Source organism: Paenarthrobacter sp. MSM-2-10-13 (assembly GCF_011605365.1).
Lineage (GTDB): Bacteria > Actinomycetota > Actinomycetes > Actinomycetales > Micrococcaceae > Arthrobacter.
On sequence record NZ_JAAOXO010000002.1, the window covers coordinates 1 to 25,086 of the forward strand.

The window sequence follows — 25,086 nt, forward strand, 5'->3', positions numbered from 1 at the left end:
GCGAGGACTAAAGACTCGTGAAGCTGACCGGTACTAATAGGCCAACAACTTACACCACACAACACACACTGCACGCGTCCACTATGTGGTTCCCGAACAACAACCGTTCGAACCAGGAACCAACAACTAAATAACAACACCACAGTTGTAACCACAGTCTTCCCACCCCCACCCCAGAACAACCTGGACGGGGGACGGGTAACAGAGTTACGGCGGTCATAGCGTGGGGGAAACGCCCGGTCCCATTCCGAACCCGGAAGCTAAGACCCACAGCGCCGATGGTACTGCACCCGGGAGGGTGTGGGAGAGTAGGACACCGCCGGACAACCATTCACGGAGGAGCCCCGACCAACACGGTCGGGGCTCTTCGACTTTAACCGACCCACAACCAGGCTGAGCAGCCCGCCCCGGGAGCGAGCCTGCCCCGAATAGGCGGTGACAAGCTCGCCCCCTAAGAAGCCGCACCCGAATAGGTGAGCGGCCGCTAATTATGGCGTGGGGCTGCCGCCGTTGACGTTGAGCGTTTCACCGACAACGTAGCTGGATTCCGCTGAGGCAAGGAACACGTAGGCCGGAGCCAGTTCGGCGGGCTGGCCTGCGCGGCCCAGGGGTGTGGATTGCCCGAATTCCGGAAGTTCTTCCTTCGGCTGACCACTGCTGACCTGTAGGGGGGTCCAGATAGGGCCGGGTGCTACGGCATTGACCCGGATGCCTTTGGGCGCCAGCTGCTGCGCGAGTCCCTTGGTGAAGTTGTTGATGCTCGCCTTGGTGGTGGCGTAGTCCACCAGTGTTGGTGACGGGTTGTAGGCCTGGATGGATGTGGTGTTGATGATGGTGGATCCGGCAGGCAAGTGGGGGAGCGCTGCCTTGGTCAGCCAGAACATGGCGTACACGTTGGTCTTCTGCGTGTGGTCGAACTGTTCGTCGGTGATCTCGGTGAGATCTTCCTGCGCCACTTGCTTGCCTGCGTTGTTGACCAGGATGTCCACACCGCCGAGGACAGCAATTGCGGTGTCCACCACTTCCTGGCACATGGCAGAGTCTTTGAGGTCTCCGGGCACCTTCACGGCCTTGCGGCCTGCGGCCTCGATGATGCCGGCAATTCGGGCTGCGTCTTCTTCCTCTTCGGGCAGGTACGAAAGAACGACGTCTGCCCCTTCCCGGGCAAAGGCGATGGCCGTGGCGGCACCAATTCCCGAGTCCGCGCCGGTGACGATCGCCTTCCGGCCTTCCAGCCGTCCCGTTCCGCGGTAGCTTTCTTCACCCAGGTCGGCTTGGGGCGTCAGTTCAGCGTCGAGGCCGGGCTCGGGCTGGTGCTGTTTGGGTGGTGAGATTTTTTCGTAGGCCGTGACGGGGTTTCGGAATGTGTACTGATCAGTCATGGTGGTCCTCCTGTTGCCGAGGTCTGGAACACGTCATGCAGCTGCCGGGAATCTGAACCGGTCAACGCACGCCCCATAAAAGGTAAGGGGGCTTAGTATTAACAGCCTAAGCGGGGGACAAGTTTCTGCCAAACCACGGTCCAAGGACGTAGAGCCCGCCCGAATGCCGGCGAAGGTCCTAGCCCGAGAAGAACTCTGACAACTCCGAGATCAGCTTTTCCGGAGCCTTGATAGGCCCGTCATGCCCCGAGCCGGGCAGGATGGTGTAGCTGGATCCGGAAAGGATGTCGTGGATCTGGCCGCACGCAACGCCGAAGTATGCGGGGCTCTTTTCGCCCACCACAATCAAGGTCTCCAAAGGCAGTTCAACGAACGGCTCGGCCGGCATGTCCGCAGCGATGACCGCCTTGATCTCGCGGACACCGCAGCTCATCAGCTCACGCATCTGCTTGCCCAGTGGCGTTCCGGCGGCAAGTTTGTTTGCCAAGGTCAGCATGGACAGGGGCATGCGGGCGAAGGCGCCGCCGGTCTCAACTCCCTTGATGAGGATGGCGAGGGCGCGATCATAGTCACCGGCCGCCGTCGCGCGTTCATAATCCGGTGTCCAATCAGCTTTGACACTGTGGTTAACGGACACGGCGGGGTCGTACACCGCCAGGCGTTCCACCGGAAGGGTCCGGGCCGCGTGCAGCGCCACTGCGCCGCCGAAGCTGTGACCAAACACATCAGTGCTGGACGTGTGCTTCATGACGTCGTGGAGGTCCCGGATATCCGCTTCAAGCGTGTAGTCCTCCGACTGCGGGGACGAATCCCCGCGCCCACGGCGATTGAACGTGTGGACCGGGCGGCCAAGGGCCTCGCTGAGTTTCTGAGCGAAACGCTGGTAGTCAGTGGCAGTCACCATTGATGCAGGAACGACGACGACGCCGGAGCCTGCTGCTGCCAGTTCACCGCCGGTGGTGAGTACTTCGAGGTGTCCGCCGTCGTGGGTCATGATGATGTCGCGCGTCATAACTCGAGCCTAACCGAGCGACCTGAATGCAGGCAGCATGCCGCCCCTTATGTGTATAACCAGGGAACGGATCAGCTCTTGAAATAGTCCGAGATGTCGGAAACCAATTCATTGACCGCGGCCGGAACAGAGCCGTGAAAGCCTTTGGGCGAGACTTCCAAGGTGCTGCCTGGAACGGCCCTGTTAAGGCGCGCTGCGGTGACCTTATAGAATTGCGGGCTCTTCTTACCCACCATGAAGTGCGTGTTGGGAGGAAGGACGGAGAAATCCCGCGGAGTGTCGGACTCATCGAAGGCTGCTTTGAGTTCCCCCACGCCAGTGGGCAGCAAGTCGCGGAAGAGCTTGTTGACTTTGGTTCGTGACACCACGGCCATGAGCCCGACCAGAATGGGTTCCGGTACGCGGGCAAGTGCTGTACCAGCCTCCATACCCCGCTTCACCTTTGCCATGGCCTGATTGATGTCACCGGCATTGACGGAGTCCTCGAACCCTTTGATCCAACCGGTGTCCATGCTGCCGTCAATGTTTACGGCGGCGTCGTACACGGCAAGTTTGTCCGGCTGGTGGGGCGTGCCTGCGAAGGCTTGGGCTGCGTTGAGCGCCACGGCGCCGCCCAAACTATGGCCCATGATGTTACGGGCGCCCGTGGCGTCCATGATGGTGCGGACATCGGCGATTTCCGTCGCCATGGAGTAATTGTGGGGTTGCTCGCTTGACTGGCCCCGGCCGCGGCGATCGTACACATCCACGGCCCAGCCTTCGCCCAGTCCCTTGGATAGAGCTATGGAAAAAGGACGGTAGATCTGAGCAGTGAGGAATGCGCCTCCAATGAGCACCACACGGCGCTCCCCGGGCGCTTCTTCCGTGCCGTAGCTGTACAAGGCGAGATTGCCGCCGTCGTGCGTTTTGATGTCCCGTTCCCTCACCGGAACATCCTAGGGGGCGCTGTCGGTTTCGTCCTCCACGGGACTACCGGGACTACCCGACAGGAACCGGGCGATCCGCGACGCGAGCCGTTTCCCGGGCCGGAGCGGACCCTCATGGAACTGAAGCGGCACCACCGCGAAGGTGATGGCCGGCACGGCACCGGCCAGAATCCGGCCGGTCTCGGCGAAATACGACGGACTCCACCCACCGCTGAGCATGAGAGTAGGGGTGGAGAGCTGCATGAAATCGTGAAGGTGGGCGTCCGCGTCCAGTACCGCACGCATTTCCGTGACGGCGGTGGGTAGGAGGGAGCGCATCTCCAAACCCAGCCGGGTCCGGGCGGAGAGGACACTGAGCGCACGCAGCGCACCCATGGGCAGATAGGAAATCGGCCCCGCCGTTCCCAGTCCTTGCACCAGGTGGGCCCAAGCGTGATCCAGCTGGCCGGAGGTTACAGCTTCCTCGAGCTCGGGCCGCCACCGGCTGCTGAGGTTGCCTGAGAGCGACACGGCGGCGTCGTACGTCACCAGCTTGTTGATTCTGGCTTGGCGCGCGGCCTGCAGTGCTACGAATCCGCCATAGCTGTGTGCCACCACATCCGTGGAGCCGGTGCGTTCCATGACGGTTTGAAGGTCCGCGATCTCAGTGCCCACAGAATAGTCGGGCGGCTGCGGTGTGGAATGTCCCCTCCCGCGCCGGTTATAACTGTGCACCGGACGTCCCAGCATGACGCTCAGCGTCCGCGCGAACGGCCAGTACAGGGCGTCAGTCACCAAGGTGCCATGAACAAGTACGACGCCGGCTGGTTCAGCAGGTGCCTTCGAACCCGGAAGGGAAGCACCTGCAGAATCGGCAGGCCGAAAGGTGTGCACCTCAAGCTGCCCGCCGCCGTCGTTCGTTTCAACCGTCCACGTTTCCACAGCCTGAGTCTATGCGTTTCCCCGATCTGGGCCCCCGGAAGTAAAGGCCCGTAATCACCGGTAAACTTAAGGATTGTGACTTCCGCAAACACCCCCGCCCAGAACACCTCCGCAGAGCCCATCGATGCCAGCGAGCAAATGCGCATCCGTATGGAGAAGCGCGCCAAGCTGATGGAGCGCGGCACCGAGGCCTATCCGGTGGGTGTTGAACGGACCCATTCCCTCAGCGAGATCCGCGAGAAGTACGCACACCTTGAAGCCGATGAAACCACGGGAGACACCGTGGGCATCACCGGCCGCGTCGTCTTCGTCCGCAATACCGGCAAGCTGTGCTTCGCCACGCTCCAGGAGGGCGGGGTGGACGGCAAGGGGGTGCGCCTCCAGGCAATGCTGAGCCTGGCCAATGTCGGTGAGGAAGCGCTCGCTGACTGGAAGGCCCTTGTTGACCTTGGAGACCACGTCTTTATCAAGGGCGAGGTCATCTCTTCCCGCCGCGGTGAGCTGTCTGTCATGGCCGACTCCTGGTCCATGGCATCCAAGGCCTTGCGCCCGCTCCCGGTCCTGCACGCGGAACTGAATGAGGAAACCCGTGTTCGCCAGCGCTACGTTGACCTCATGGTCCGCGACGAAGCCCGCGAAATGGTCTACAAGCGTGCAGCCATCACCCGCTCGGTCCGCGACACCCTTGACCGCCACGGTTACGTGGAGGTGGAGACTCCCATCCTGCAGCTGGTCCACGGCGGAGCTACCGCACGTCCGTTCGAGACGCACATGAACGCTTTCGACCAGAAGATGACCTTGCGCATCGCCACTGAGCTCTTCCTCAAGCGCGCTGTTGTTGGCGGCATTGACCGCGTCTATGACATGGGCCGGGTCTTCCGCAACGAAGGCGTGGACTCCACGCACAGCCCCGAATTCACCACCCTCGAATGCTACGAAGCGTGGGCGGACCAGTTCGTCATGGCCGAGCGCATGAAGGAAATCATCCTGAACGTGGCCGACGTCGTGGGGACGCGCACCATCCAGACGGACGCCGGGGAAATTAACCTCGACGGCGAATGGGCGTGGATTTCGGTGTACCCGGGTATTTCCGAAGCTGTGGGGATTGAAATTACTCCGGACACCACGGTGGATGAACTGCTGGCAATTGCTGCCAAGCACGAGGTCAAGGTGGACCCCAAATGGGACGCCGAGAAGATCGTTGTGGAACTGTTCGGCGAGATCGTGGAACCAACCCTGCTGAACCCCACATTTGTTTACGACTACCCGCCGTCCGCCCAGCCGCTGGCTCGCCCGCACCGTGAAGACGGCCGGCTCATTGAGGCCTGGGACCTGATTATTGGCGGCATGGAGCGGGGAACGGCGTTCTCTGAGCTCATTGATCCCGTGATCCAGCGTGAGCGCCTCACAGAGCAGTCCCGTCGCTCCGCTGCAGGCGACGAGGAAGCCATGCAGCTGGACGAGGACTTCCTGAGGGCCCTTGAATACGGTGCACCACCCATGGGTGGCATCGGGTTGGGTATTGACCGCCTGGTGATGCTGTTTACCGGTGCTGGTATCCGCGAAACCATCCTGTTCCCGTTGTTGAAGCCTGAAGGTCACTGATTATGGAGTACATCGCAGTCCTGGCGCCATCCATTGTGGTGGGATTGATCTTCTGGTTTGCCATGAAGTCGATCTTCAATGCGGACAAATCAGAACGTCAGGCGGAAGCCAAGGCGCAGGCCGAAGCGAATTTGAAAAACTCGGGACCTGCCTCCGAGGGGCCGGCAGCTAAATAGCTCAATTGGGTTCAGCTAACTGAAGAGAATCCAATTACGCTTTGACGTGCATGCTTGCCGTGAACGATAATCATCAAAGGAATCCGGGGAATTTCTGAATATCCAACCCTCCAAATGAGAGGCACCTCATGGCACAGAAAGTAAAAATCATCCTCGTCGATGACCTGGATGAAGGCGCCGCGGACGAAACTGTCCGTTTTGGCCTCGATGGCGTGAGCTACGAGATGGACCTGTCCACTGCCAACGCAGCCTCGCTGCGCAAGGCATTGGAGCCCTACGTCGCAAAGGCTAGGAAGACTTCTTCCGGCCGCGCAACCAGGGGCCGTGCAACAGCCGCACGTAACCAGGATTCCGCGCAAATCCGCCAGTGGGCCCGTGACAACGGCTACACCGTCAACAGCCGCGGTCGTATTCAGGCTGAAATTCAGGAAGCCTACCAAAAGGCCAATTCCTGATTAACCGCTGCAATGCCCCGGCAGTCTCTTGCCGGGGCATTGGCGTTTAAGTCGGAAGTTTGCGGGAGTCCCTCCCAAGCCTTGGAATATCCTGTGAATCCCCAGGAGTAGCAAGGTTCGAATACCGGCATGAATGGGGTTTCAACTAACTCGCGGCCAAGGGCGGCCGGAAATGCTTCCGGCCGGCGCCACTGTGTGATGCCCGGCAAGGCGACAGGGTGACACCGGCGGCTGGCCGAGGTCAAGGGCTGGAGCCGGATTTATTCCGCAATCACGTCATGTTTCCCCTGTGGCGAACACGCCCCAAAAGTGCTTCTCAGACACGTAGCATCAAAGTACGTCGTAGCTAGGAGTGTGGCGAAATGTTTGAGAGATTTACGGACCGTGCCCGTCGCGTGGTCGTCCTTGCCCAAGAAGAGGCACGGATGCTCAACCACAATTACATCGGTACCGAGCACATCCTCTTGGGTCTTATCCACGAGGGTGAAGGCGTTGCTGCCAAGGCGCTCGAGTCCCTGAGCATTTCGCTCGATGGCGTTCGTGAGCAGGTGCAGGAGATCATCGGTCAGGGCCAGCAAGCCCCGTCCGGTCACATCCCCTTCACGCCGCGCGCCAAGAAGGTGCTCGAGCTTTCCCTCCGCGAAGCACTGCAGCTCGGCCACAACTACATCGGTACTGAGCACATCCTGCTCGGCCTCATTCGCGAAGGCGAAGGCGTGGCCGCCCAGGTGCTGGTGAAGCTTGGGGCGGACCTGAACCGGGTCCGTCAGCAGGTTATCCAGTTGCTCTCCGGCTACCAGGGCAAGGAGACCGCTGGCAGCGGCTCGGGCCAGGGCCAGCCGGAAGGTACTCCTGCCGGTTCGGTGGTGCTTGACCAGTTCGGACGCAACCTCACCCAGGCTGCCCGCGAGAACAAGCTCGATCCCGTGATCGGCCGCGAGCAGGAGATGGAACGCGTCATGCAGGTCCTCTCCCGCCGTACCAAGAACAACCCGGTCCTGATCGGTGAGCCCGGCGTCGGTAAGACTGCCGTCGTCGAAGGCCTCGCCCAGGCGATCGTTCGCGGCGATGTCCCGGAGACCATCAAGGACAAGCAGCTGTACACGCTTGACCTCGGTTCCCTTGTTGCCGGTTCGCGCTACCGCGGTGACTTTGAAGAGCGCCTGAAGAAGGTTCTCAAGGAAATCCGCACCCGCGGCGACATCATCCTCTTCATCGACGAGATTCACACCCTCGTTGGTGCAGGTGCTGCCGAGGGTGCCATCGATGCTGCATCCATCCTCAAGCCGATGCTGGCCCGTGGTGAACTCCAGACCATCGGTGCTACCACCCTTGACGAGTACCGCAAGCACATTGAGAAGGACGCTGCGCTTGAGCGTCGTTTCCAGCCCATCCAGGTCAAGGAACCCTCTGTTGCGCACGCGATCGAGATCCTCAAGGGCCTGCGTGACCGCTACGAGGCACACCACCGCGTAACGATCACCGACGGCGCCCTCGCCTCGGCGGCGCAGCTGGCCGAGCGTTACATCTCGGACCGCTTCCTTCCGGACAAGGCGATCGACCTCATCGATGAAGCCGGCGCACGCCTGCGCATCCGCCGCATGACCGCTCCGCCGGAGCTCAAGGCCATGGACGAGCGCATTGCTGACGTCAAGATGGAGAAGGAATCGGCAATCGACGCCCAGGACTTCGAGGGTGCTGCCTCGCTGCGCGACAAGGAGCAGAAGCTCATTGCCGAACGCGCAGAGAAGGAACGCACGTGGAAGTCCGGCGGCATGGACGACATCTCCGAGGTTGACGAGGACTTGATCGCGGAAGTTCTTGCGAACTCCACGGGCATTCCGGTCTTCAAGCTCACCGAGGAAGAGTCCTCGCGCCTGCTCAAGATGGAAGACGAACTGCACAAGCGCGTTGTGGGCCAGGACGAGGCCATCAAGGCTCTGTCCCAGGCCATCCGCCGTACCCGTGCAGGCCTGAAGGACCCCAAGCGTCCGGGTGGCTCGTTCATCTTCGCCGGCCCCACCGGCGTCGGCAAGACCGAGCTCGCCAAGGCCCTTGCCGAGTTCCTGTTCGGTGAAGAGGACGCCCTCATCACGCTGGACATGTCCGAGTACTCCGAGAAGCACACGGTTTCGCGTCTCTTCGGTGCACCTCCGGGCTATGTCGGCTACGAAGAAGGCGGCCAGCTGACCGAGAAGGTCCGCAGGCGTCCGTTCTCCGTGGTCCTGTTCGACGAAGTGGAAAAGGCCCACGCGGACCTCTTCAACTCACTGCTGCAGATTCTGGAAGACGGCCGACTGACCGACTCCCAGGGCCGAGTGGTGGACTTCAAGAACACGGTGATCATCATGACCACCAACCTTGGTACCCGCGATATCTCCAAGAGCGTGGCCACTGGCTTCCAGTCCGGTACAGACACCCAGACCGGCTACAACCGGATGCGGGCCCGCGTGACGGAGGAGCTCAAGCAGCACTTCCGCCCCGAGTTCCTCAACCGTGTTGACGACGTCGTGGTGTTCCCGCAGCTGACGCAGGACGAGATCATCGAGATCGTGGACCTGTTCGTGACCCGCTTGGAGCGTCGCCTCAAGGACAAGGACATGGGCATCGAGCTCACGCCCGCCGCCAAGGTTCTCCTGGCCACGCGTGGTTACGATCCCGCCATGGGCGCCCGGCCTCTGCGCCGGACCATCCAGCGCGAGATCGAGGACCAGCTGTCCGAGAAGATCCTGTTCGGCGAACTCCACTCCGGCGACATTGTTGTGGTGGACGTTGACGGCGAAGGTGACGACGCCAAGTTCACATTCGAAGGCAACGCCAAGCCGCGAATCCCGGAGATCGCTCCGACCGCGTAGTCTCTACAGCACAAAGCGCACCAGCACTAAGCCCCGCCCGCTCCAACAAAGAGCGGGCGGGGCTTTTGCGTTGGCGCGTGCCGAGTTTTTGTACAGATAATGCCCATAAGGTGGCTTCATAAGGGCGTTATCTGTACAAAAACTCCGAAGAAGGGAGGTGGGACCGCATGCGCGTTCTCATGGTGGCTCCGGGGACTCGGGGAGATGTCGCGCCCATGGCGGGGCTGGGAAACCGTCTACAAAACCTGGGCTATGAGGTGGCCATCGCGTCCAACCCTGCCTACGCCCCTCTTGTTGTCGAGTCCGGCTGCGAGTTCAGGCCGCTGCCCGGGGATCTGGCCGGGTTGATCAGGCAACCAGCCCCCGGCGCCAAGGCGTCATCCGCGGGCGTGCCCACTTTCTGGCGAAAGCTCACTGAATACATGGATGACGCCGCCACCGGAACCCTGGCTGCGGCTGAGGCCGGGGCTGACGTGATCTTGGCCAATTCGGTGGCGCCCTATGCGTACGACATCGCAGAAGCATTGGGCATTCCGGCCATCGGCGCACATTTGCAGCCCACGGAGCCGAGCGCGGCATATCCGCCGGTTCTCATGAATTCTGCCCGGAGCCTTGGCGCTCTGGGAAACAAGATCATCGGTGAGCGCGCAGCTGCGGGTCCAGCTCCCTATGACGCGCCCAGTGCACGCTTGCGCAAGGAGTTGGGGCTCGGCAAGCAGAGTCGCGCGGCCGGTGAGCGCCGTCGTCGAAAAGCGCACGCCACTATTCTTCACGGCATCAGTCCTTCAGTTCTGCCAAGGCCTGCAGATTGGCACTCGGGCTTGGTGATGGCTGGATACTGGTGGCCGGCCGTGAAGGCGGACTGGCAGCCTTCGGCGGAACTCGTGGCTTTCCTTGCCGCAGGCCCACCGCCCGTTTTTGTCGGTTTTGGAAGCAGCGCCCACATCGATCCCGCCTTCATCCTCGAGGCCACCCGCCGTGCCGGAGTGCGGGCTGTTGTACAGGGAGCGGACGGAGCCCTGGGTGACGATGCGATTGGCATTGGGGGCGTTCCGCATGAGTGGCTGTTCCCGCAGATGGCGGCAGTGGTACATCACGCCGGGGCGGGAACCACGGCGGCCGGCTTTCGTGCAGGGGTGCCTGCCATCGGCGTCCCGGTCTACACGGACCAGCCGCTGTGGGCGGCCCGCATTGCATCACTCGGAGCGGGTCCCCAGCCGATGCCCTATAAGAAGCTGACTCCGGAGCGCCTTGGTGACGCGATCACTCAAGCCGTCAGCACGCCGTCGTACGCGCACCGCGCCGCGGAAGTGGCGGCGGCCATCGCAGCGGAGGACGGAACCGCGCCTGTGCTCGGAGCCCTGGAAGACCTCCCAAGTAAGTAGCAGCAGAGCGCGTTTTGAGCGTTCAAAACGCGCTCTGCTGCGACTCAGTTGGGTGAATATGTGAAAGTACTGTTTCACTGTGAGTGAACCACTCTGTGATCTGGTGCACAATCCGTGTTGAATCGGACCATGGACTCTGCTGACACTCATACACGGGCCGAGCAGCCCGAAACCCCGTTCCATGACATTGACCACTACCTCGCCATCCCCCGGGTCGGTGGCCTCACCCTCAGTCCGGACGGCAAGCGACTGGTCACCACCGTGACCACGCTAAACGGCAAAGGAACCGAGTTCGCCACTGCGCTCTGGGAGCTGGACCCCAGCGGCCGGAAACACGCGCGCCGCATCACCCGCAGCTCAAAAGGCGAATCCGGTGCCGTCTTCGCTGCCAACGGCGACCTGTACTTCACCTCGGCCCGTCCCGATCCGGAAAGCCCCGACGCGGACCCCGTGAATGCACTGTGGCTGCTGCCCGCGGACGGGGGAGAGGCCCGCGTGGTCCACTCACGTTCGGGTGGCATCGGCTCGGTCATGGCCGCCCGGGACGCCCATGCCACCTTCGTCAACGCTGAGGTCCTGGCTGGATCCGCGGACGAGGAGAACGACGAGGAACGACGCAAAGCCCGCAAGGACAACAAGGTCTCGGCCATTCTGCACAGCGGCTACCCGGTCCGCTACTGGGATGCCGACCTCGGTCCGGCCGAGCCGCGGATCTTCGCTGTGGAGCAGGGTGAAGACGAAGCCCCCGGTAAGCCGTCCACCGTGGATGCGTCAACGCCGCTGCACCTCCGGAACTTGACACCCGGGGTCGGCGGATCGCTGCGCGAAGCCAAGACAGTGGTGAGCCCGGACGGCAAGACCATCTACACCAGCATGACCAAAGCGCTCGCTAAGGCTGACAGCCGCGAGGTGCTTGCCGCCGTCGACGTCGCGACCGGGACAGTCAAGGTCCTGCTGGACCACCCGGGAATGAGCTACTTCCCCGGTCCGGTGAGCCCGGACAACCGGACATTGGTGGTGCAGAGCGAGAGCGACACAACACCCGCGCAGGCTCCCCAAGTGAAACTCCACATGCTCAACGTCGCCGGCGGCGAGACCATCGACTTGGAGCCGCTCGCGCACCAATGGGACCGCTGGGCCAACCCCGTCGCCTGGCTCCCCGACGGCAGCGCCGTGCTGGTAACAGCGGACGACGACGGCGCGTCGCCGGTTTTCCGGATCAGCGTCGCGGATGGAGCAGTCACTCGGGTGACGGAAGACGCCTCCGCCTATTCCGACGTCGTGGTTTCCCCGGACGGAACCACGGCGTATGCGCTCCGAAGCTCGTACGAGTTCCCCGCCGAGGCTGTACGGATTAATGTCTCCACCGGTGAGGTGGTCCGGTTGCAGGCGCCGGCGGAGCGGCCGGTTTTCAAGGGCAAGTTGGAGCGCGTGGAAACGACTGCCGAAGATGGCTCCCGTATTCCTGCATACCTGGCGCTCCCTGAGAGCGCGTCCAAGGACAACCCGGCACCGCTCCTGCTGTGGATCCACGGCGGGCCATTGGGTTCGTGGAATGCCTGGACGTGGCGCTGGAACCCGTGGCTGCTTGTAGCCAAGGGCTATGCCGTTCTCCTTCCCGACCCCGCCCTGTCCACCGGGTACGGCCAGGAGTTCATCCAGCGCGGGTGGGGCGAATGGGGAAAGAAGCCCTTCACGGACCTCATGGCCATTACGGACGCCGTGGCTGCCCGCCCGGACGTTGACGAATCGCGGACCGCGGCAATGGGCGGGTCCTTCGGCGGATACATGGCCAACTGGGTTGCCGGGCAAACCGACCGCTTCAAGGCAATCGTCACCCACGCCAGCCTGTGGGCACTGGACCAATTCGGCCCCACCACCGACGCCGCCCAGTACTGGCTCAAGGAAATGACCGTGGAAATGGCGATGGAAAACTCGCCGCACCGGAACGTGGGCAATATCAACACTCCCATGCTGGTCATCCACGGTGACAAGGATTATCGCGTTCCCATCGGCGAAGGCCTCCGCCTCTGGTACGAGCTACTGTCCTCATCCCAGCTGCCGGCCGATGAGAACGGCCAAAGCCCGCACCGCTTCCTGTACTTCCCCGACGAGAACCACTGGATCCTGCAGCCTCAGCACGCGAAGGTTTGGTACGGAGTGGTTGAGAGCTTCCTGGCCAAGCAGGTGCTGGGCGAGGACGTTCCTTTGCCGGTGGAGCTGGGAGTGTAGATCCGGTGACGCGGGAACCCTCATTGGCCGCCGCTACCGTTTGTCTTGGTGTTATCGGGACAGGATTCTGCGCAGGTCCCCGTTGAAATCGCCGCCGTAGACAAACCGGGCAAGCCATGCGATCGGCCCGATCGCTTGTGCCTGAGCGATGACATGCGAGGGTGTCCCTTGTTGCTCCAGCTGCTTCAGTTGTGCCTTCCATGCCGCTGATACCGAGCCGCTGGCTCCTCGGTCCCAATGTTCAACCGACGTTGCCGCAAGGTGTTCAGCCGCCGACCGTAAGTTTCGCATAGCCTCTTTGCGAGCTGCGGGACTGAGGTCCCGCTGGAGTTCCAGCAATCGTTTGCGGTTCAGGCGCCAAGCGAGGAGGGCCAGGAGTGCAAGTGTCAGCGTCATCTTGATGAGCCACGGTGCGACCTGCCCGGTATCAAATCCTCGATCATCGGCGACGCCCGTGGCAGCCCTGAAGGTCACGAGGCCGACGACGAAAAGTCCCACAATCAGTGTGCACACGGTTCCGTATCGTGCTGCCGGCCTTGCGGGCACCGGGAGGAAGAGTGCAACTGCCAGGAGCACGATTCCGATCACCGCGGCAGGGGAGGCTACCGAAGCTGCCTGCTCCGCGGTGATATAGGTGCTCTTGCGATCTGAAGGACCGAACATCACGGCTGCTGTCAGTGCGGCCGACAAGCCGGCGCTGAGGAGGAAGCCCCACAATGCCTGCCACAGGATTCGCTTTCGTCCCCTCGTAATGTCGGGGGCTTTTGCTAATGCACCACGACGCTCGTGCAGCCTATGCAACTCGCGGTACAGCCGCTGCCGAACCCTGTCATTTACGGCAATGGCCTTCGCTGCCGCTTCCGAGACGGCGACAACATCGCTGAGGGTGCCCTCCAGAGTGAGAACGGCCTTCTTCATCTCAATACCTTTCCAGTTGGGTGGCACCACTTGAGACTAGTTCCTCCCTGGCGTCCTGTCCGACGACCGGACTCCGGATCATCCGTTCGCGAACCATGTGGTGCTGTGTGCGCGGCCGGGACCTGTTTGCCTCGTTAGGATGGGGGAGTGAATTCGACCTTCAGCCTCCGCCCTGCCCGCACCAGCGACGTGGCGGCGATCAAGAGGCTTGTGGCCCCCTTGGCCGAGGAGCGGATCCTCATGGCCAAGGAGACTGTGGCGTACTACGAGAGCCTCCAGGAATTTCGGATTGCTGAATCCGACGATGGCGAAGTGATCGGCTGCGGGGCCCTGCACGTCATGTGGGAAGACTTGGCGGAAATCCGCACCCTTGCCGCAGCCGACTCCTGGCGCGGGCGCGGAGTGGGTCACGTCCTTGTGGAGAACCTGCTGGAAGAAGCGCGGGCGCTTGGCGTGAGCCGTGTGTTCTGCTTGACCTTTGAAGTGGACTTCTTCAGGCGCCACGGATTCGAAGTCATGGCGGACCAGTCGGCCGTGGATCCCCAGGTGTACTCGGAGCTGCTGCGCTCGCATGACGAAGGCGTTGCCGAGTTCCTTGACCTTGCCCGCGTAAAGCCCAACACCCTGGGCAACACGCGCATGATCAAGCAGCTCTAACACCCGCCGCAGCACTCTTGCGGTTTAATTTTCGCCACCAAGGCCAAGTGGCTCAGGCCTGCCCGATTATGCGTGATTTATTTTCCCTTCTCTTATATCCACTTGATGGATAAACTGATGGTGGCTTGCTGGGGAAGCTTCCACCACATCGGTCAATTGAGAGAAGATCATGCAGTCCCTCGCGTCCTTTTCAGATGTTTCAGAACTCCAACTCAGCGTGCACGGCCCCGTGTTCACGCCTGCCGATCCGGGGTTCGCTCCCGAAGTAGCGGCTTTCAACCTCTCTACACAGCACCAACCTGATCTTGCCTTCGGCGCCCTCGATGCTGAGGACGTTTCCGCGGCTGTTCGCTGGGCGGCTGAGCGCGGTATGCCCGTCTCCGTCCAGTCCACCGGTCACGGCGCCACCAATGCCATTGAGGGCGGCCTGCTCATCAGCACCCGCCGGATGCTGGAGCTGAGCATTGACCCCATCGAGAAAACTGCCCGCGTTGGTGCGGGCGTCCGTTGGAAGGCCGTGGTGGATCTCGCCGCGACCTTCGGTTTGATGGGCCTCTGCGGTTCCACTACCGACGTTGGGGTGGTGGGCTACACCCTGGGCGGCGGCCTGCCCATCCTGGGCCGCAAATATGGTTTCGCCTCAGATCACGTCATTGCCTTTGAACTCGTCACCGCCGACGGCACGCAGCGCCGGGTGACCAAAGACGAGAACCCGGAGTTGTTCTACCTTCTCCGTGGCGGCAAAGGAAACCTTGGCATCGTCACGGCCATGGAATTCCATCTCTTCCCGGCGGACGATCTTTACGCCGGCGGGTTGTACTTCGACGGCGGACATGCGCCTGAGGTCCTGCGGGCATTCCGGGAGTGGGTGCCTTCGCTGCCGGTGGAGGCATCAGCGTCCATGGCGTTCCTGCGCCTCCCGGAGATGGAAATGATTCCGGAGCCACTGCGTGGAAAGTTCGTCATCCATCTCCGCTACGCCTATCAAGGTGATCCGGCAACCGCCTCGGAAGTCCTGGAGCCAATGCGCACTTGCGCACCCTTTATGATGGACGCCACCGGGCCTTTGAGCCCCACCCAATTCGACACCATTCACCAGGACCCGGACCAGCCGGTGCCTGTGCGGGAGCATGGCTTCCTGCTGGATCGTCTGGACGAACAAACCGAAGATGCCCTGTTGCGGCACTTTGGTCCCGGGGTGGACAGTCCTGTGTTGTTGGCGGAACTGCGGCTCCTGGGCGGCGCCCTGGCAAAGAGTGCGGACGGAGAAGACATTGTGGGTGGCCGTGACGCAGCGTTCAGCTTCTTTATGGGAGCCATTGCTGTCCCGCCGGTCCTGGACATCCTGCCAACAGTCTTTAGCTCGGTTCATGAAGACCTTCGTCCGGCTGCCAATGCGGGGACGTTCGTGAATCTGCACGGCCACTTTGTGGATGCTGAGGACAGGGAAAGGCCGTGGCTGCCCGGTGCACGCGAACGGCTCAGGAAGGCGAAAGCGGAGCTGGATCCGAAGAATATGTTTAGCTTCGGTCACGTTGTAGGGCTTCCGGTCATCGATCAGACGGTGCTGCTGCAGGACGTTGTCTCTACCGGCGGCGACGCCGTCCTGAATAGCTAAGGGGGATGCGAACAATGGACCCCAGGGTCACGTTCCCCGATTTCTCCGCATTCCAGATCGATATGCCTTACGGATCATGGCCCCACGAAACCTCTTGGCAGGACGCGGGCCACTCGAACCCTGATCTGTACTCTGCCTTCTGGCCCGAGTATCAGGCCGGAAGTAAACCCGAGGCGGTGACAACCCAAGCGGCCGAGGATTAGCGGACCGAAAAGCAGCATCACCGGAAGGGACAGTCATTGGGGGCTGTCCCTTCCGGTCATTAAGAGGGTGATCCTAGCGCTATTTATGCACAACCGGCGCTTCAGGCCTACCGTGCCAACAGCCCCCGGTAGTAGGGTCAGAGCACCAGCCACAGCACGCCCAGGAGCATCACATGAAAAAGCTCATTAATGATCCACGCGCCGTGGTGGACGAGTCCGTCGAAGGTTTCGGCATGGCCCATGCCGACATCGTGGACGTCCATCCCGACCCCAAATACGTCGTCCGGAAAGGCGCTCCCGTAGCGGGCAAAGTAGCCCTTGTCTCCGGTGGCGGCAGTGGCCACGAGCCCCTGCACGCGGGCTTCGTAGGCCTCGGCATGTTGGACGCCGCGGTCCCCGGCGCAGTTTTCACCTCGCCCACACCGGACCAAATCATCCCGGCAACCGTCGCCGTGGACTCAGGCGCCGGCGTCGTCCATATTGTGAAGAACTACACCGGCGATGTCCTGAATTTCGAAACGGCCGCCGAAATGGCGCAGGCTGAAGGCGTGCGCGTTCGTTCAGTGTTGGTCAACGACGACGTCGCGGTGGAAGACTCGCTGTACACGGCTGGCAGGCGCGGGGTTGGTGGAACGGTCCTGGTGGAGAAGATCGCCGGTGCATCCGCCCAGCGAGGCGACGACCTTGACGCTGTCACCGCCATCGCTGAGCGCGTAGTGGCCAATGTGCGGACCATGGGTGTTGCCCTGTCCGGCTGCACGGTTCCGCACGCCGGTACGCCGAGTTTTGAACTCGCGGAGAATGAGATTGAGATCGGCATCGGCATTCATGGCGAACCTGGACGGCACAAGATTGCGATGGAAAGTGCTGACGCCATCACGGACCGCCTCCTGGAGCCTGTGCTGGAGGACCTGGCCCTCGCGTCAGGCGAGAAGGTCCTGCTCTTCGTCAATGGCATGGGCGGCACCCCGCAGAGCGAGTTGTACATCGTGTACCGACGCGCTGCCCAAGTTCTGGCCGAGCGCGGCGCCACCGTGGAGCGCTCGCTGGTGGGGAACTACGTGACCTCCCTGGAGATGCAAGGGTGCTCAGTGTCCGTGCTGCGCCTCGATGACGAACTGACCAGGCTGTGGGACGCGCCCGTCCACACTGCAGCCCTGCGGTGGGGAGCCTGAGCATGGGTTTGGACGTTCAGTGGGCGCTGGAATGGTTGAAACTCTCCGCTAAAGCCATGGACGAACATCGGGTTGAGCTCATTGAGCTGGACCGGGCGATCGGCGACTCTGATCACGGCGAGAACATGGACCGGGGATTCCAAGCTGTGCTACAGAAGCTCGACGAGACCCCGCCCGATACTCCTGGAGCGGCGTTGAAGGCTGCAGCGATGGCGCTCATGTCCAAGGTGGGCGGAGCTGCCGGACCGCTTTACGGCACGGCGTATCTGCGGGCAGCAACCTCCCTGGGGGACGCGAACGACATTGAAGCGGAGGCGTTAGCCGCAGCCCTCGTGGCCGCCCGTGATGGCGTGGTGGCCCGGGGCAAAGCCGAGCTCGGCGACAAGACAATGATCGACGCCTGGACGCCGGCGGTTGAAGCTGCCCAAAAGGCGGCCGCGAGCGGTGCAGGCGTGCTGGCGGTTCTGGAAGCGGCTGCGGACGCTGCCGAAACCGGGGCCGTGGCCACCGATCCTTTGGTGGCACGCAAGGGGCGGGCCAGCTACCTGGGGGAGCGCAGTGCAGGCCATCGCGACCCCGGCGCCGCTTCCACCGCGCTGCTCCTCCGCGCGGCCGCAGCAGCTGCCGCCGGTTCCACTGGCGATACAGGAATCGACGCCGTATGACCGTGGGGATTGTGGTGGTGTCGCACAGCAGCAAGATTGCTGAGGGTGCGGTGGAACTCGCCGCGCAGATGGCACCCGACGTCGAACTCGCCGCCGCCGGGGGAACTGACGACGATCGAATCGGAACCAGCCTGGAGAAGGTGCTGGCCGCCGTCGAGCAGTCCCTGGTTGATTCCGGGGGTGACGGCGTGGTGGTGCTGACCGATCTTGGTTCTGCTGTGATGACAGCCGAGTCAGCGGTGGAGTTCGCCAGCGATCCCGATGCTGTCCTCCTCGCCGATGCGCCGCTGATTGAGGGGCTCGTTGCTGCGGCCGTCGCCGCTCAGGGAGGTGCCGGCGTCGAGGATGTCCGCAAAGCAGCCGAAGCTGTGGCGTTCGGCAACACGCCCGCAGGTGATGCGGGCCCGGAGGCCCCTGATGTCAAGGATGAGCCGGATGCAAGCGGTGAATTCGAGCTCATCAATCCCTTGGGAATGCATGCCAGGCCGGCGGCTAAAATCGCCGGCGGGCTGTCCGGGCTGGATGTGGAGGTGACGGTCAACGGCGTTGATGGCATGTCCATCATGGCGCTCATGGCATTGGCCGCCGGCAAGGGTTCCACCCTGCGCGTTGAAGCGAGCGGCAAGGACGCTTCGAAGGCCGTGGAGTACGTGGGGCGGCTTGTGGAGGAAGGGTTTGGAGAACTCTAGGTTCTGACAATTTTCTCCGAAATATTGCTAAGTACACTGATTAGTGATGTTGTAGAGGTACAGGTTCACTACAAGGAAGAGGTACGAAACATGGGTGCTGACGACAAGATGGAGAACGCTGGCGAGAAGCTGGGCGGCAAGGCTAAGGAAGCTGCCGGAAAGCTGACGGACAACGAGCGTCTGGAAGCCGAAGGCAAGGGCGACCAGACGAAAGCCGACCTCAAAGGTGCCGGCGAGAAGCTGAAAGATGCCTTCAAGAAGGATTAAGAATCCAGGCAGGGCCGCTGCAATTGCAGCGGCCCTGCCTTGTTTCTGAGGCGGTTGTTGTGTGAGACGTCGCTTGGCGGCGCCCTATCTTATGGAGGATCTTGGTGAACATACTGGTAAAAGTGTTTGGCCTGGCAATTGGCCTTGGAGCCGGCACGCTCGCAAACAAAACGCTCGAAGGCCTCTGGGAGAAGAAGACCGGCAAACCTGCCCCCAAAGACAGCACGGACCTCAACGATTCACTACCGGGCGTGCTTGTGTTCGCCGTTGTTTCCGCAGGCGTGGGCGCAATAGTTCACGTTCTCACCCAGCGCGGCACCAAGAGCGCCATTGCCCGCATGAAGAAAACTGCTGACGAGGTTTAACACATGGCTATAGCTAAATACCCGAGTGTGGTTATCGATTGTCCTGATGCCGGCGCCTTGGCCGCCTTTTATGGCGAGCTCTTCGGCTGGGAAGTGGAGGACAAAGGTGACTGGTTTGATATCCGACCCAGCGATGGCAGCAACTGCATCTCCTTCCAACAAGTGGAGGTGTACCAGGCGCCCAAATGGCCCGGCCAGACCATCCCGCAGCAAATGCACCTGGACATGATCGTGGAGGACTTGGACAAGGGCGAGGAAGTTGCCCTTTCCCTAGGCGCCAGCAAATCCGACCACCAGCCAGGCGAAACGTTCAGGGTACTCCTTGATCCGGCCGGGCACCCTTTCTGCCTCTGCCTCACATAAGGCATTCACGAAAGCCGGGCCTCCAAGGCTCAGCCCTGCTGCGCGGCCCATTCATCAACGCGGCGGTTGCTCTCCTCCTCGGAGATGTCCTCAACCCGCGTCATGATGGACCAGCGCACGCCGAACGGATCGCGGATGCTCGCGTAACGGTCACCTGAGACGAACGTGGACAGCGGCTCGCGGATAGTTGCCCCAGCATGTTCGGCCTTCTTGACCAGTCCGTCCGCGTCCTGGCAATACAGGCCGAGGGAGTAGCAATCGTCCTCGCCGCTTGGCGCCGGCACCAGATGGTATTCCGGGTTGGGCTCGCCGAGTTGAAGGTGGCCGTTGCCGAAGTCGAGTTCGGCGTGGACAACCACCCCTCCCATCTCGGTCTCGCCCACAACCCTGGCCCCGAACACATCACGGTAGAACGCAATGGCTTCCTTGGCGTTGGGCACCGAGAGGAACGGCGTCAGGCTTGTCAGGCCGATCGGGATGCCATGTGTGGTGTGCTCGCCGTGGGCTGCTGTGATGGACTCTGTGCTTGTAGTATCTGTCATGGTTATGACGCTACGGGCACCTTGCCCTGTTGCGCTTGGAGATTTGCGACAGCTTTGATCCTCAGTGGAGAGGCTCCAATGGAAGGTTCGTTCAAGGGCATCCTGTATCCGGCGCGACTGCCCACCTTCCATCGCATCCCGGCTCCGGCTTCTGTGTCCCATTTGGTGCAGTGGTTCTGGATTCCGGAGTGGGACATCGAACCCGGCCGGTCATCACGGCAACATGTGATCGCCTACCCCACATCCAACCTGGTGGTGCAAGGCGATGCGGTGGAGTTCTCCGGGCCAACCACCCGCGCCGCCTACCGCGACCTGACAGGCCAGGGCTGGGCCGTGGGCGCACTACTCCGGCCCGCAGCAGTGCCGCTTTTCACCGACAACCCCGCCGCTCTCCGCGATCAGGAAGTGGTGCTGGACTTCGCCCACCTTCAGAAGGCAGTGTCGGCAGCCATGACGGCCACTTCAGGTGGCAACACGCACGACGGCGGCGCTCGCCGAGAGCGGGCAGTGGAAGCCTTTGTTGCGTGGCTGGTTTCGCGGGAGTGCGTTGCTGACGAAGAAGCCCTGCTCGCGAACCGGATGATGGATGTGATCGCATCCGAGCCCGATGTGTTCTTGATTGAGGATGTGGCGTCCCGTCTTGCCGTATCACCCAGAACCCTGCAAAGAATCGCTGCAAAGTACGTCGGGTTGAGCCCTTCCGCCCTCATACGGCGCCGCAGATTGCAGGATGCCGCAGAGCGTGCCCGGTCCAACCCAACAGCGGACCTTGCGGCGATCGCCGTCGAACTTGGCTACGCAGATCATGCGCACCTAACGAACGACTTCCGTAAGTACCTGGGGTTCACGCCAAGTGGTTACCGGAAGGCTGTTGGGGGACCACCGGGCTAGTCTTCGCCCGATCCCGGCTCGCTCATGGTGACTAGGAGCCGGTTCACGTGGCAGCTGCAGGCGCTGCACACGTTGCGGGAAGGACGAAGACGACTCCGGCGGTTCGAGGCTCATCATCGACGCAGGTGCATAGCCAGCACTACCGCTGCCGCAAACCTGCTCCGTCCAGCGTCAGGCCAGCCGAAATGACCCGCCCACACTGCTCGCCGTAGGGGTACTCACCTCGGGGAGTGAAGGTCAGGGTACGCGTCGGCAACGCGACACCGGCCGGGGAAAAGCCAGTCACGGTTGCCTCAAGAGGACTTTCGGACAGTGCGGGGAGCTCCATAAACCCGTGAAGCGTCCCGTCAGGCGAGGATGTCGCGGAGCACACGCCATCCGGGGTGCAGCCCTGGTCCACGGAGGTGGCCCCGGGGTTCAGCATCAGTTCCTTTTCAGTGCAGATGCCATCCTGGCATGCCTTCAATCGAAGCGAAGCGACGTCCGGGGCATAGTCCGCCGCCACGGTCAGGGATACGCCGGCCACGTGTCCGATCGCCGGGCAGCCCACTGGTTCGGCCAAGCAACCGGGAAGCAATGCTGCGGTCCCGGCAAGGGTCAACGCCAATCCGATTCTGCCCATGCTTCAGGGTAGTGCTGCACTTAGTGGGTGTCGCGGGAATGCCGCCGCAGCAGCGCAAAAGGCGCCTGCATTGTTATTGATCCTGGAAGCCTGTTGCCCAACCGATACCGCACCCGGCCAAAGCTACGCCGGAAGCCGCAAACCGCCGTCGTGCATTTCAGCCAGACCGTCCAATAACAGGCCCTCAAGGGCGCGCTCGAGTTGCTCGGGCGCGGAGTTGAGCCGGTGCAGTGCGGCGAGCGGGATTCCGACGCCGGACGGCGCGAACCCGAGATCCGCCGGTGCTTGCTGGAACATTTCGCGGGGCACCGGGGTGGCCGCCTCGCGGAGGACGGCCATCACGGCACCGCGCACCTGGCGGTCCGTGCCGTGCCAGGACTGCCCCTTTGGAGTGTACGACGGCGGCGGCTCGCCGGCGGCGAGCCAGGCGCAACTGGAACGGACCGGGCATTCAGCGCACTTGGGACTGCGGGCGGTGCACACCATGGCGCCGAGTTCCATGACCGAAGCGTTCCAGTGCACGGACAACTCCTGGTCCTCGGGCATGAGGGCCGCGGCCAGCCGCATCTCCGCAGCGGTCAAGGCCGGCGCCGGGAGCGCGCTGCCGGAGATGAGCCGCGCGTGGACGCGCCGGATGTTGGTGTCCACCACTGTTTCGCGCCGGCCGAACGCAAAAGCCGCGACGGCGGCCGCCGTGTAGTTGCCTACACCCGGCAAGTCCAGGAGCTCGTCAAAAGTGTCAGGAACCTTGCCGCCGTGCTGATCACGGATTGCGACGGCGGCCGCGTGCAGCCGCAGAGCCCGGCGTGGATAACCGAGCCGCCCCCAATGGCGGACGGCTGCGCCCGACGGTTCGTCGGCAAGGTGGGCGGGTGTGGGCCAGCGTTCCATCCAGTCGAGCCAGACCGGCAGCACGCGGACAACGGGTGTTTGCTGAAGCATCACTTCGCTAACCAGGATGCCCCACGCGCTGCAATCCGGCTCGCGCCACGGGAGGTCGCGGGCCGTCTCAGCGAACCACTGATCAAGGGCTTGGTGGAGGCCTGCCAGCTGGCCTGAATCGGGAAGTGTCATGCTGCCATCCACTGTAGTGGAATCCGGAGGTAGGGCCGTCCGGGAGTGCCCATGGCCGACGTCACACAGGCCGGCATGAGGCTCTTTCGGCGTGGAGGTTAGGTCCCCATGCGGCTGCGAGCCTAGCCTAGAACCATGGCCAACAAGGGTAAGCAGACGCCGACCGCGCGCACATCAGCGGCGGCGAAGGGCGCTTCCCCCAGCGCAAAGCGACGGCCGAGCCCTGCCGTGTACCGGCGTCGTCGGCAAGTGTTTTTCGGCGCCCTGCTGCTGGTTATCGTAGTGGTTATCGGCGGCGTCGTGGCCCTCACCGGCGCGCTTTCCGGGAGTCCGGAGCCGCAGGCCGTCAGCACGTCCCAGGCATCAACGGCGCCGACGCCGGGAAGTACACCGACGGGCACAGCGGCGGCATCGCCGTCGCCCACACCCGTATGCGACTTGAACTTGATGACTGTCGCCGCCAAGACCGATAAGCCCGCTTACGGTCCGGAGGAAAAGCCGCTGCTGACCATGACCATCACCAATGGCGGCACGGCCCCGTGTGAGGTCAACGTGGGCACCTCCCAAATGGAGTACCTGCTGATGAGCGGCTCGGACCGGATCTTCTCCTCCAAGGACTGCCAGACGGGCGGCGAGGATCTCATCAAGACCATCCAGCCCGGCAAGAGCGAGACGGCGAACTTCCCGTGGCAGCGCAACCGGACGCTGGAAGGCTGTGCCAGCATCGCGGCCACGCCGGGCGCGGGCGGCGCCTACTACACGTTCGAAGCTCGTCTGGGGAACAAGGCGAGCCCCAAGGTCGCGTTCCAGCTGAATTAGTTTTCGTCCGAAAATAGGGCGCGACGGCGGCAGTCGCCTTTAGAGGAAACGGTCCAGCAGGCTCGCTTCGGCCATGCGGCTCAATCCTTCGCGGACTGTGCGGGCTCGCTGATCGCCGATTCCGTCCACGGTCATGAGGTCGTCAATGGTGGCAGCCATGAGGTTCTGGAGTCCGCCGAAGTAGTCCACCAAACGGTCGGCCACTGCCTTGGGAACGGACTTGAGGCCGGACAGGAGGCGGTACCCGCGCGGCTGAACCACGGCGTCCAGCTGCTCTACTCCGCCGGCGAAGCCAATGATGTGGGCAATGCGGCTGAGGTCGATAAGCTCCGTGGGGCCAAGGTTGAGGAGAGCCTGGACGGCTTCCTCGATCTGCTCAGGAGTGGCGTCGGGATCGGAGTAGTCGCGGATGATGACTTCGCTCCCCGGGCCGCGGCCTACGGTGAGTTCTTCCACCTGGAGGGAGAGCAGTCGGCCGTCTTCACCGAGTTCCAGCACGTACTGGGCGATTTCCTCGGAGATACGGCGGACCATTTCCTGGCGCTGCAGGGTGACCGCAACGTCCCTGACCGTGACCAGTGCTTCGATCTCCAGGGCCGAAAGTGAGCTGGTGACCTGGTCCAGTCTGGCGCTGTACCGCTCTAAGGTTGCCAGGGCCTGGTTTGCGCGGGCGAGGACCTTTTCGGAGCCTTCCAGGACGTGGCGCAAACCGTTTACGTAGAGGGCGATGATTTGCATGGATTGGCTGACGGAAATAACGGGTACGCCGGTCTGGATGGCTACACGTTCTGCGGTGCGGTGCCTGGTGCCTGATTCCTGGGTTTCGATGCTGGAATCGGGAACCAACTGCACGGCGGCCCGGACAATGTTGCTGGCATCCTTGTCACAGATGATGGCGCCGTCCATCTTGGCCAGTTCGCGCAGACGTGTTGGGGAGAAATCGATGCCGATGTCGAATCCGCCGGAACAGATGGAGTCGATGGTGCGGTCGTAGCCGAGCACGATCAACGCACCAGTGCGTCCACGAAGAATGCGTTCAAGGCCGTCACGCAGCGGAGTTCCGGGTGCGACTCTGGCAAGGGTCGCCTTGAGCGACTCTTCCGGGCTCCGGGCCATAGGGTTTCCCTTCGAAGGTGCAAGCCATGGCTCACAGACAAGCTGAATCCGGCGTCAGTGCGCTCAACAAAAATGCCCACATGACGACAAGCACAATGATAGGGCTTCCAGGCGCCGTTAACCGCACCAGCAAGCCCCAAAGTGGGTCATTTC

General features: G+C 62.5%; 25 protein-coding genes and 1 rRNA gene. 17 read left to right on the forward strand and 9 right to left on the reverse strand.

The window, feature by feature from the left end:
* The first annotated feature begins 208 nt into the window (after positions 1 to 208).
* Positions 209 to 325, forward strand: a 5S ribosomal RNA gene (gene rrf / locus HAV21_RS05700).
* A gap of 163 nt (positions 326 to 488) precedes the next feature.
* Here rrf and HAV21_RS05705 read toward each other — a convergent pair.
* The 4 genes from HAV21_RS05705 to HAV21_RS05720 all read right to left on the reverse strand — a co-directional run bounded on the left by HAV21_RS05705 (position 489) and on the right by HAV21_RS05720 (position 4,241).
* On the reverse strand, positions 489 to 1,382 hold the full coding sequence (locus HAV21_RS05705; RefSeq protein WP_166840948.1) for a glucose 1-dehydrogenase: 894 nt from the start codon (positions 1,380 to 1,382) through the stop codon (positions 489 to 491).
* A gap of 178 nt (positions 1,383 to 1,560) precedes the next feature.
* Positions 1,561 to 2,394: an alpha/beta hydrolase gene (locus HAV21_RS05710; RefSeq protein WP_166840950.1), complete on the reverse strand. Its 834-nt coding sequence runs from the start codon at positions 2,392 to 2,394 to the stop codon at positions 1,561 to 1,563.
* 71 nt (positions 2,395 to 2,465) lie between these two features.
* On the reverse strand, positions 2,466 to 3,320 hold the full coding sequence (locus HAV21_RS05715; RefSeq protein ID WP_166840952.1) for an alpha/beta hydrolase: 855 nt from the start codon (positions 3,318 to 3,320) through the stop codon (positions 2,466 to 2,468).
* Between the two features lie 9 nt (positions 3,321 to 3,329).
* The gene (locus tag HAV21_RS05720; RefSeq protein ID WP_166840954.1) at positions 3,330 to 4,241 is read right to left on the reverse strand and encodes an alpha/beta hydrolase; all 912 of its coding nucleotides are present in this window, start codon (positions 4,239 to 4,241) and stop codon (positions 3,330 to 3,332) included.
* Positions 4,242 to 4,316: 75 nt separating this feature from the next.
* Here HAV21_RS05720 and lysS point away from each other — a divergent pair, with 75 nt between their 5' ends.
* From lysS to HAV21_RS05750, 6 genes are all read left to right on the forward strand, one after another.
* Positions 4,317 to 5,846, forward strand: coding sequence for a lysine--tRNA ligase (lysS, locus tag HAV21_RS05725; RefSeq protein ID WP_166840956.1), 1,530 nt, complete (start codon positions 4,317 to 4,319; stop codon positions 5,844 to 5,846).
* A gap of 2 nt (positions 5,847 to 5,848) precedes the next feature.
* Entirely contained in the window at positions 5,849 to 6,022 is a 174-nt protein-coding gene (locus HAV21_RS05730; protein WP_011772935.1) for a hypothetical protein, read from the forward strand.
* 128 nt (positions 6,023 to 6,150) lie between these two features.
* Complete coding sequence (locus HAV21_RS05735; protein WP_014920382.1) at positions 6,151 to 6,477, forward strand: Lsr2 family protein; 327 nt, start codon at positions 6,151 to 6,153, stop codon at positions 6,475 to 6,477.
* A 362-nt stretch (positions 6,478 to 6,839) separates the two neighbouring features.
* Positions 6,840 to 9,332, forward strand: a complete 2,493-nt coding sequence (locus HAV21_RS05740) for an ATP-dependent Clp protease ATP-binding subunit (protein ID WP_026541632.1) — start codon at positions 6,840 to 6,842, stop codon at positions 9,330 to 9,332.
* 167 nt (positions 9,333 to 9,499) lie between these two features.
* On the forward strand, positions 9,500 to 10,717 hold the full coding sequence (locus HAV21_RS05745) for a glycosyltransferase (protein WP_166840958.1): 1,218 nt from the start codon (positions 9,500 to 9,502) through the stop codon (positions 10,715 to 10,717).
* Between the two features lie 129 nt (positions 10,718 to 10,846).
* The gene (locus HAV21_RS05750; RefSeq protein ID WP_208096345.1) at positions 10,847 to 12,949 is read left to right on the forward strand and encodes an alpha/beta fold hydrolase; all 2,103 of its coding nucleotides are present in this window, start codon (positions 10,847 to 10,849) and stop codon (positions 12,947 to 12,949) included.
* A gap of 51 nt (positions 12,950 to 13,000) precedes the next feature.
* Here the strand turns inward: HAV21_RS05750 and HAV21_RS05755 are convergent, their stop codons facing one another.
* On the reverse strand, positions 13,001 to 13,867 hold the full coding sequence (locus tag HAV21_RS05755) for a hypothetical protein (RefSeq protein WP_142937171.1): 867 nt from the start codon (positions 13,865 to 13,867) through the stop codon (positions 13,001 to 13,003).
* Between the two features lie 147 nt (positions 13,868 to 14,014).
* On the opposite strand from HAV21_RS05755, the gene HAV21_RS05760 reads away from it, so the two are divergent.
* The 8 genes from HAV21_RS05760 to HAV21_RS05800 all read left to right on the forward strand — a co-directional run bounded on the left by HAV21_RS05760 (position 14,015) and on the right by HAV21_RS05800 (position 19,869).
* A complete protein-coding gene (locus HAV21_RS05760; RefSeq protein ID WP_166840962.1) occupies positions 14,015 to 14,524 on the forward strand; it encodes an amino-acid N-acetyltransferase in 510 nt (169 codons plus the stop codon).
* Positions 14,525 to 14,693: 169 nt separating this feature from the next.
* Positions 14,694 to 16,142, forward strand: a complete 1,449-nt coding sequence (locus tag HAV21_RS05765) for an FAD-binding oxidoreductase (RefSeq protein ID WP_166840964.1) — start codon at positions 14,694 to 14,696, stop codon at positions 16,140 to 16,142.
* 376 nt (positions 16,143 to 16,518) lie between these two features.
* Positions 16,519 to 17,520 (forward strand): dihydroxyacetone kinase subunit DhaK, encoded by a 1,002-nt coding sequence (gene dhaK / locus HAV21_RS05775; protein WP_142937167.1) that lies wholly within the window; start codon positions 16,519 to 16,521, stop codon positions 17,518 to 17,520.
* A 2-nt stretch (positions 17,521 to 17,522) separates the two neighbouring features.
* Complete coding sequence (dhaL, locus tag HAV21_RS05780; protein WP_166840966.1) at positions 17,523 to 18,185, forward strand: dihydroxyacetone kinase subunit DhaL; 663 nt, start codon at positions 17,523 to 17,525, stop codon at positions 18,183 to 18,185.
* Positions 18,182 to 18,874 carry a dihydroxyacetone kinase phosphoryl donor subunit DhaM gene (dhaM, locus tag HAV21_RS05785; protein ID WP_166840968.1) on the forward strand — a complete coding sequence of 231 codons (693 nt, stop codon included), beginning with the start codon at positions 18,182 to 18,184 and terminating at the stop codon, positions 18,872 to 18,874. The genes dhaL and dhaM overlap by 4 nt, the downstream gene beginning before the upstream one ends.
* A 90-nt stretch (positions 18,875 to 18,964) precedes the next feature.
* Positions 18,965 to 19,141, forward strand: a complete 177-nt coding sequence (locus tag HAV21_RS05790; RefSeq protein ID WP_035760998.1) for a CsbD family protein — start codon at positions 18,965 to 18,967, stop codon at positions 19,139 to 19,141.
* A gap of 104 nt (positions 19,142 to 19,245) precedes the next feature.
* The gene (locus tag HAV21_RS05795; RefSeq protein ID WP_142937164.1) at positions 19,246 to 19,506 is read left to right on the forward strand and encodes a DUF4235 domain-containing protein; all 261 of its coding nucleotides are present in this window, start codon (positions 19,246 to 19,248) and stop codon (positions 19,504 to 19,506) included.
* A gap of 3 nt (positions 19,507 to 19,509) precedes the next feature.
* Positions 19,510 to 19,869, forward strand: coding sequence for a VOC family protein (locus tag HAV21_RS05800; protein WP_166840969.1), 360 nt, complete (start codon positions 19,510 to 19,512; stop codon positions 19,867 to 19,869).
* 29 nt (positions 19,870 to 19,898) lie between these two features.
* Here the strand turns inward: HAV21_RS05800 and HAV21_RS05805 are convergent, their stop codons facing one another.
* Positions 19,899 to 20,411 (reverse strand): VOC family protein, encoded by a 513-nt coding sequence (locus HAV21_RS05805; protein ID WP_142937162.1) that lies wholly within the window; start codon positions 20,409 to 20,411, stop codon positions 19,899 to 19,901.
* Positions 20,412 to 20,489: 78 nt separating this feature from the next.
* On the opposite strand from HAV21_RS05805, the gene HAV21_RS05810 reads away from it, so the two are divergent.
* Positions 20,490 to 21,302 (forward strand): helix-turn-helix domain-containing protein, encoded by an 813-nt coding sequence (locus HAV21_RS05810; protein WP_166840971.1) that lies wholly within the window; start codon positions 20,490 to 20,492, stop codon positions 21,300 to 21,302.
* 139 nt (positions 21,303 to 21,441) lie between these two features.
* On the opposite strand, the gene HAV21_RS05815 is transcribed toward HAV21_RS05810, so the two are convergent.
* Together HAV21_RS05815 and HAV21_RS05820 are read right to left on the reverse strand one after the other, a co-directional pair.
* On the reverse strand, positions 21,442 to 21,924 hold the full coding sequence (locus HAV21_RS05815; RefSeq protein WP_166840972.1) for a hypothetical protein: 483 nt from the start codon (positions 21,922 to 21,924) through the stop codon (positions 21,442 to 21,444).
* 123 nt (positions 21,925 to 22,047) lie between these two features.
* Complete coding sequence (locus HAV21_RS05820) at positions 22,048 to 22,998, reverse strand: A/G-specific adenine glycosylase (RefSeq protein ID WP_166840974.1); 951 nt, start codon at positions 22,996 to 22,998, stop codon at positions 22,048 to 22,050.
* Positions 22,999 to 23,133: 135 nt separating this feature from the next.
* On the opposite strand from HAV21_RS05820, the gene HAV21_RS05825 reads away from it, so the two are divergent.
* Positions 23,134 to 23,817, forward strand: a complete 684-nt coding sequence (locus HAV21_RS05825) for a hypothetical protein (protein WP_166840975.1) — start codon at positions 23,134 to 23,136, stop codon at positions 23,815 to 23,817.
* A 39-nt stretch (positions 23,818 to 23,856) separates the two neighbouring features.
* Here HAV21_RS05825 and disA read toward each other — a convergent pair whose 3' ends face one another.
* Complete coding sequence (gene disA / locus HAV21_RS05830) at positions 23,857 to 24,933, reverse strand: DNA integrity scanning diadenylate cyclase DisA (RefSeq protein WP_011772955.1); 1,077 nt, start codon at positions 24,931 to 24,933, stop codon at positions 23,857 to 23,859.
* Between the last annotated feature and the right edge of the window lie 153 nt (positions 24,934 to 25,086).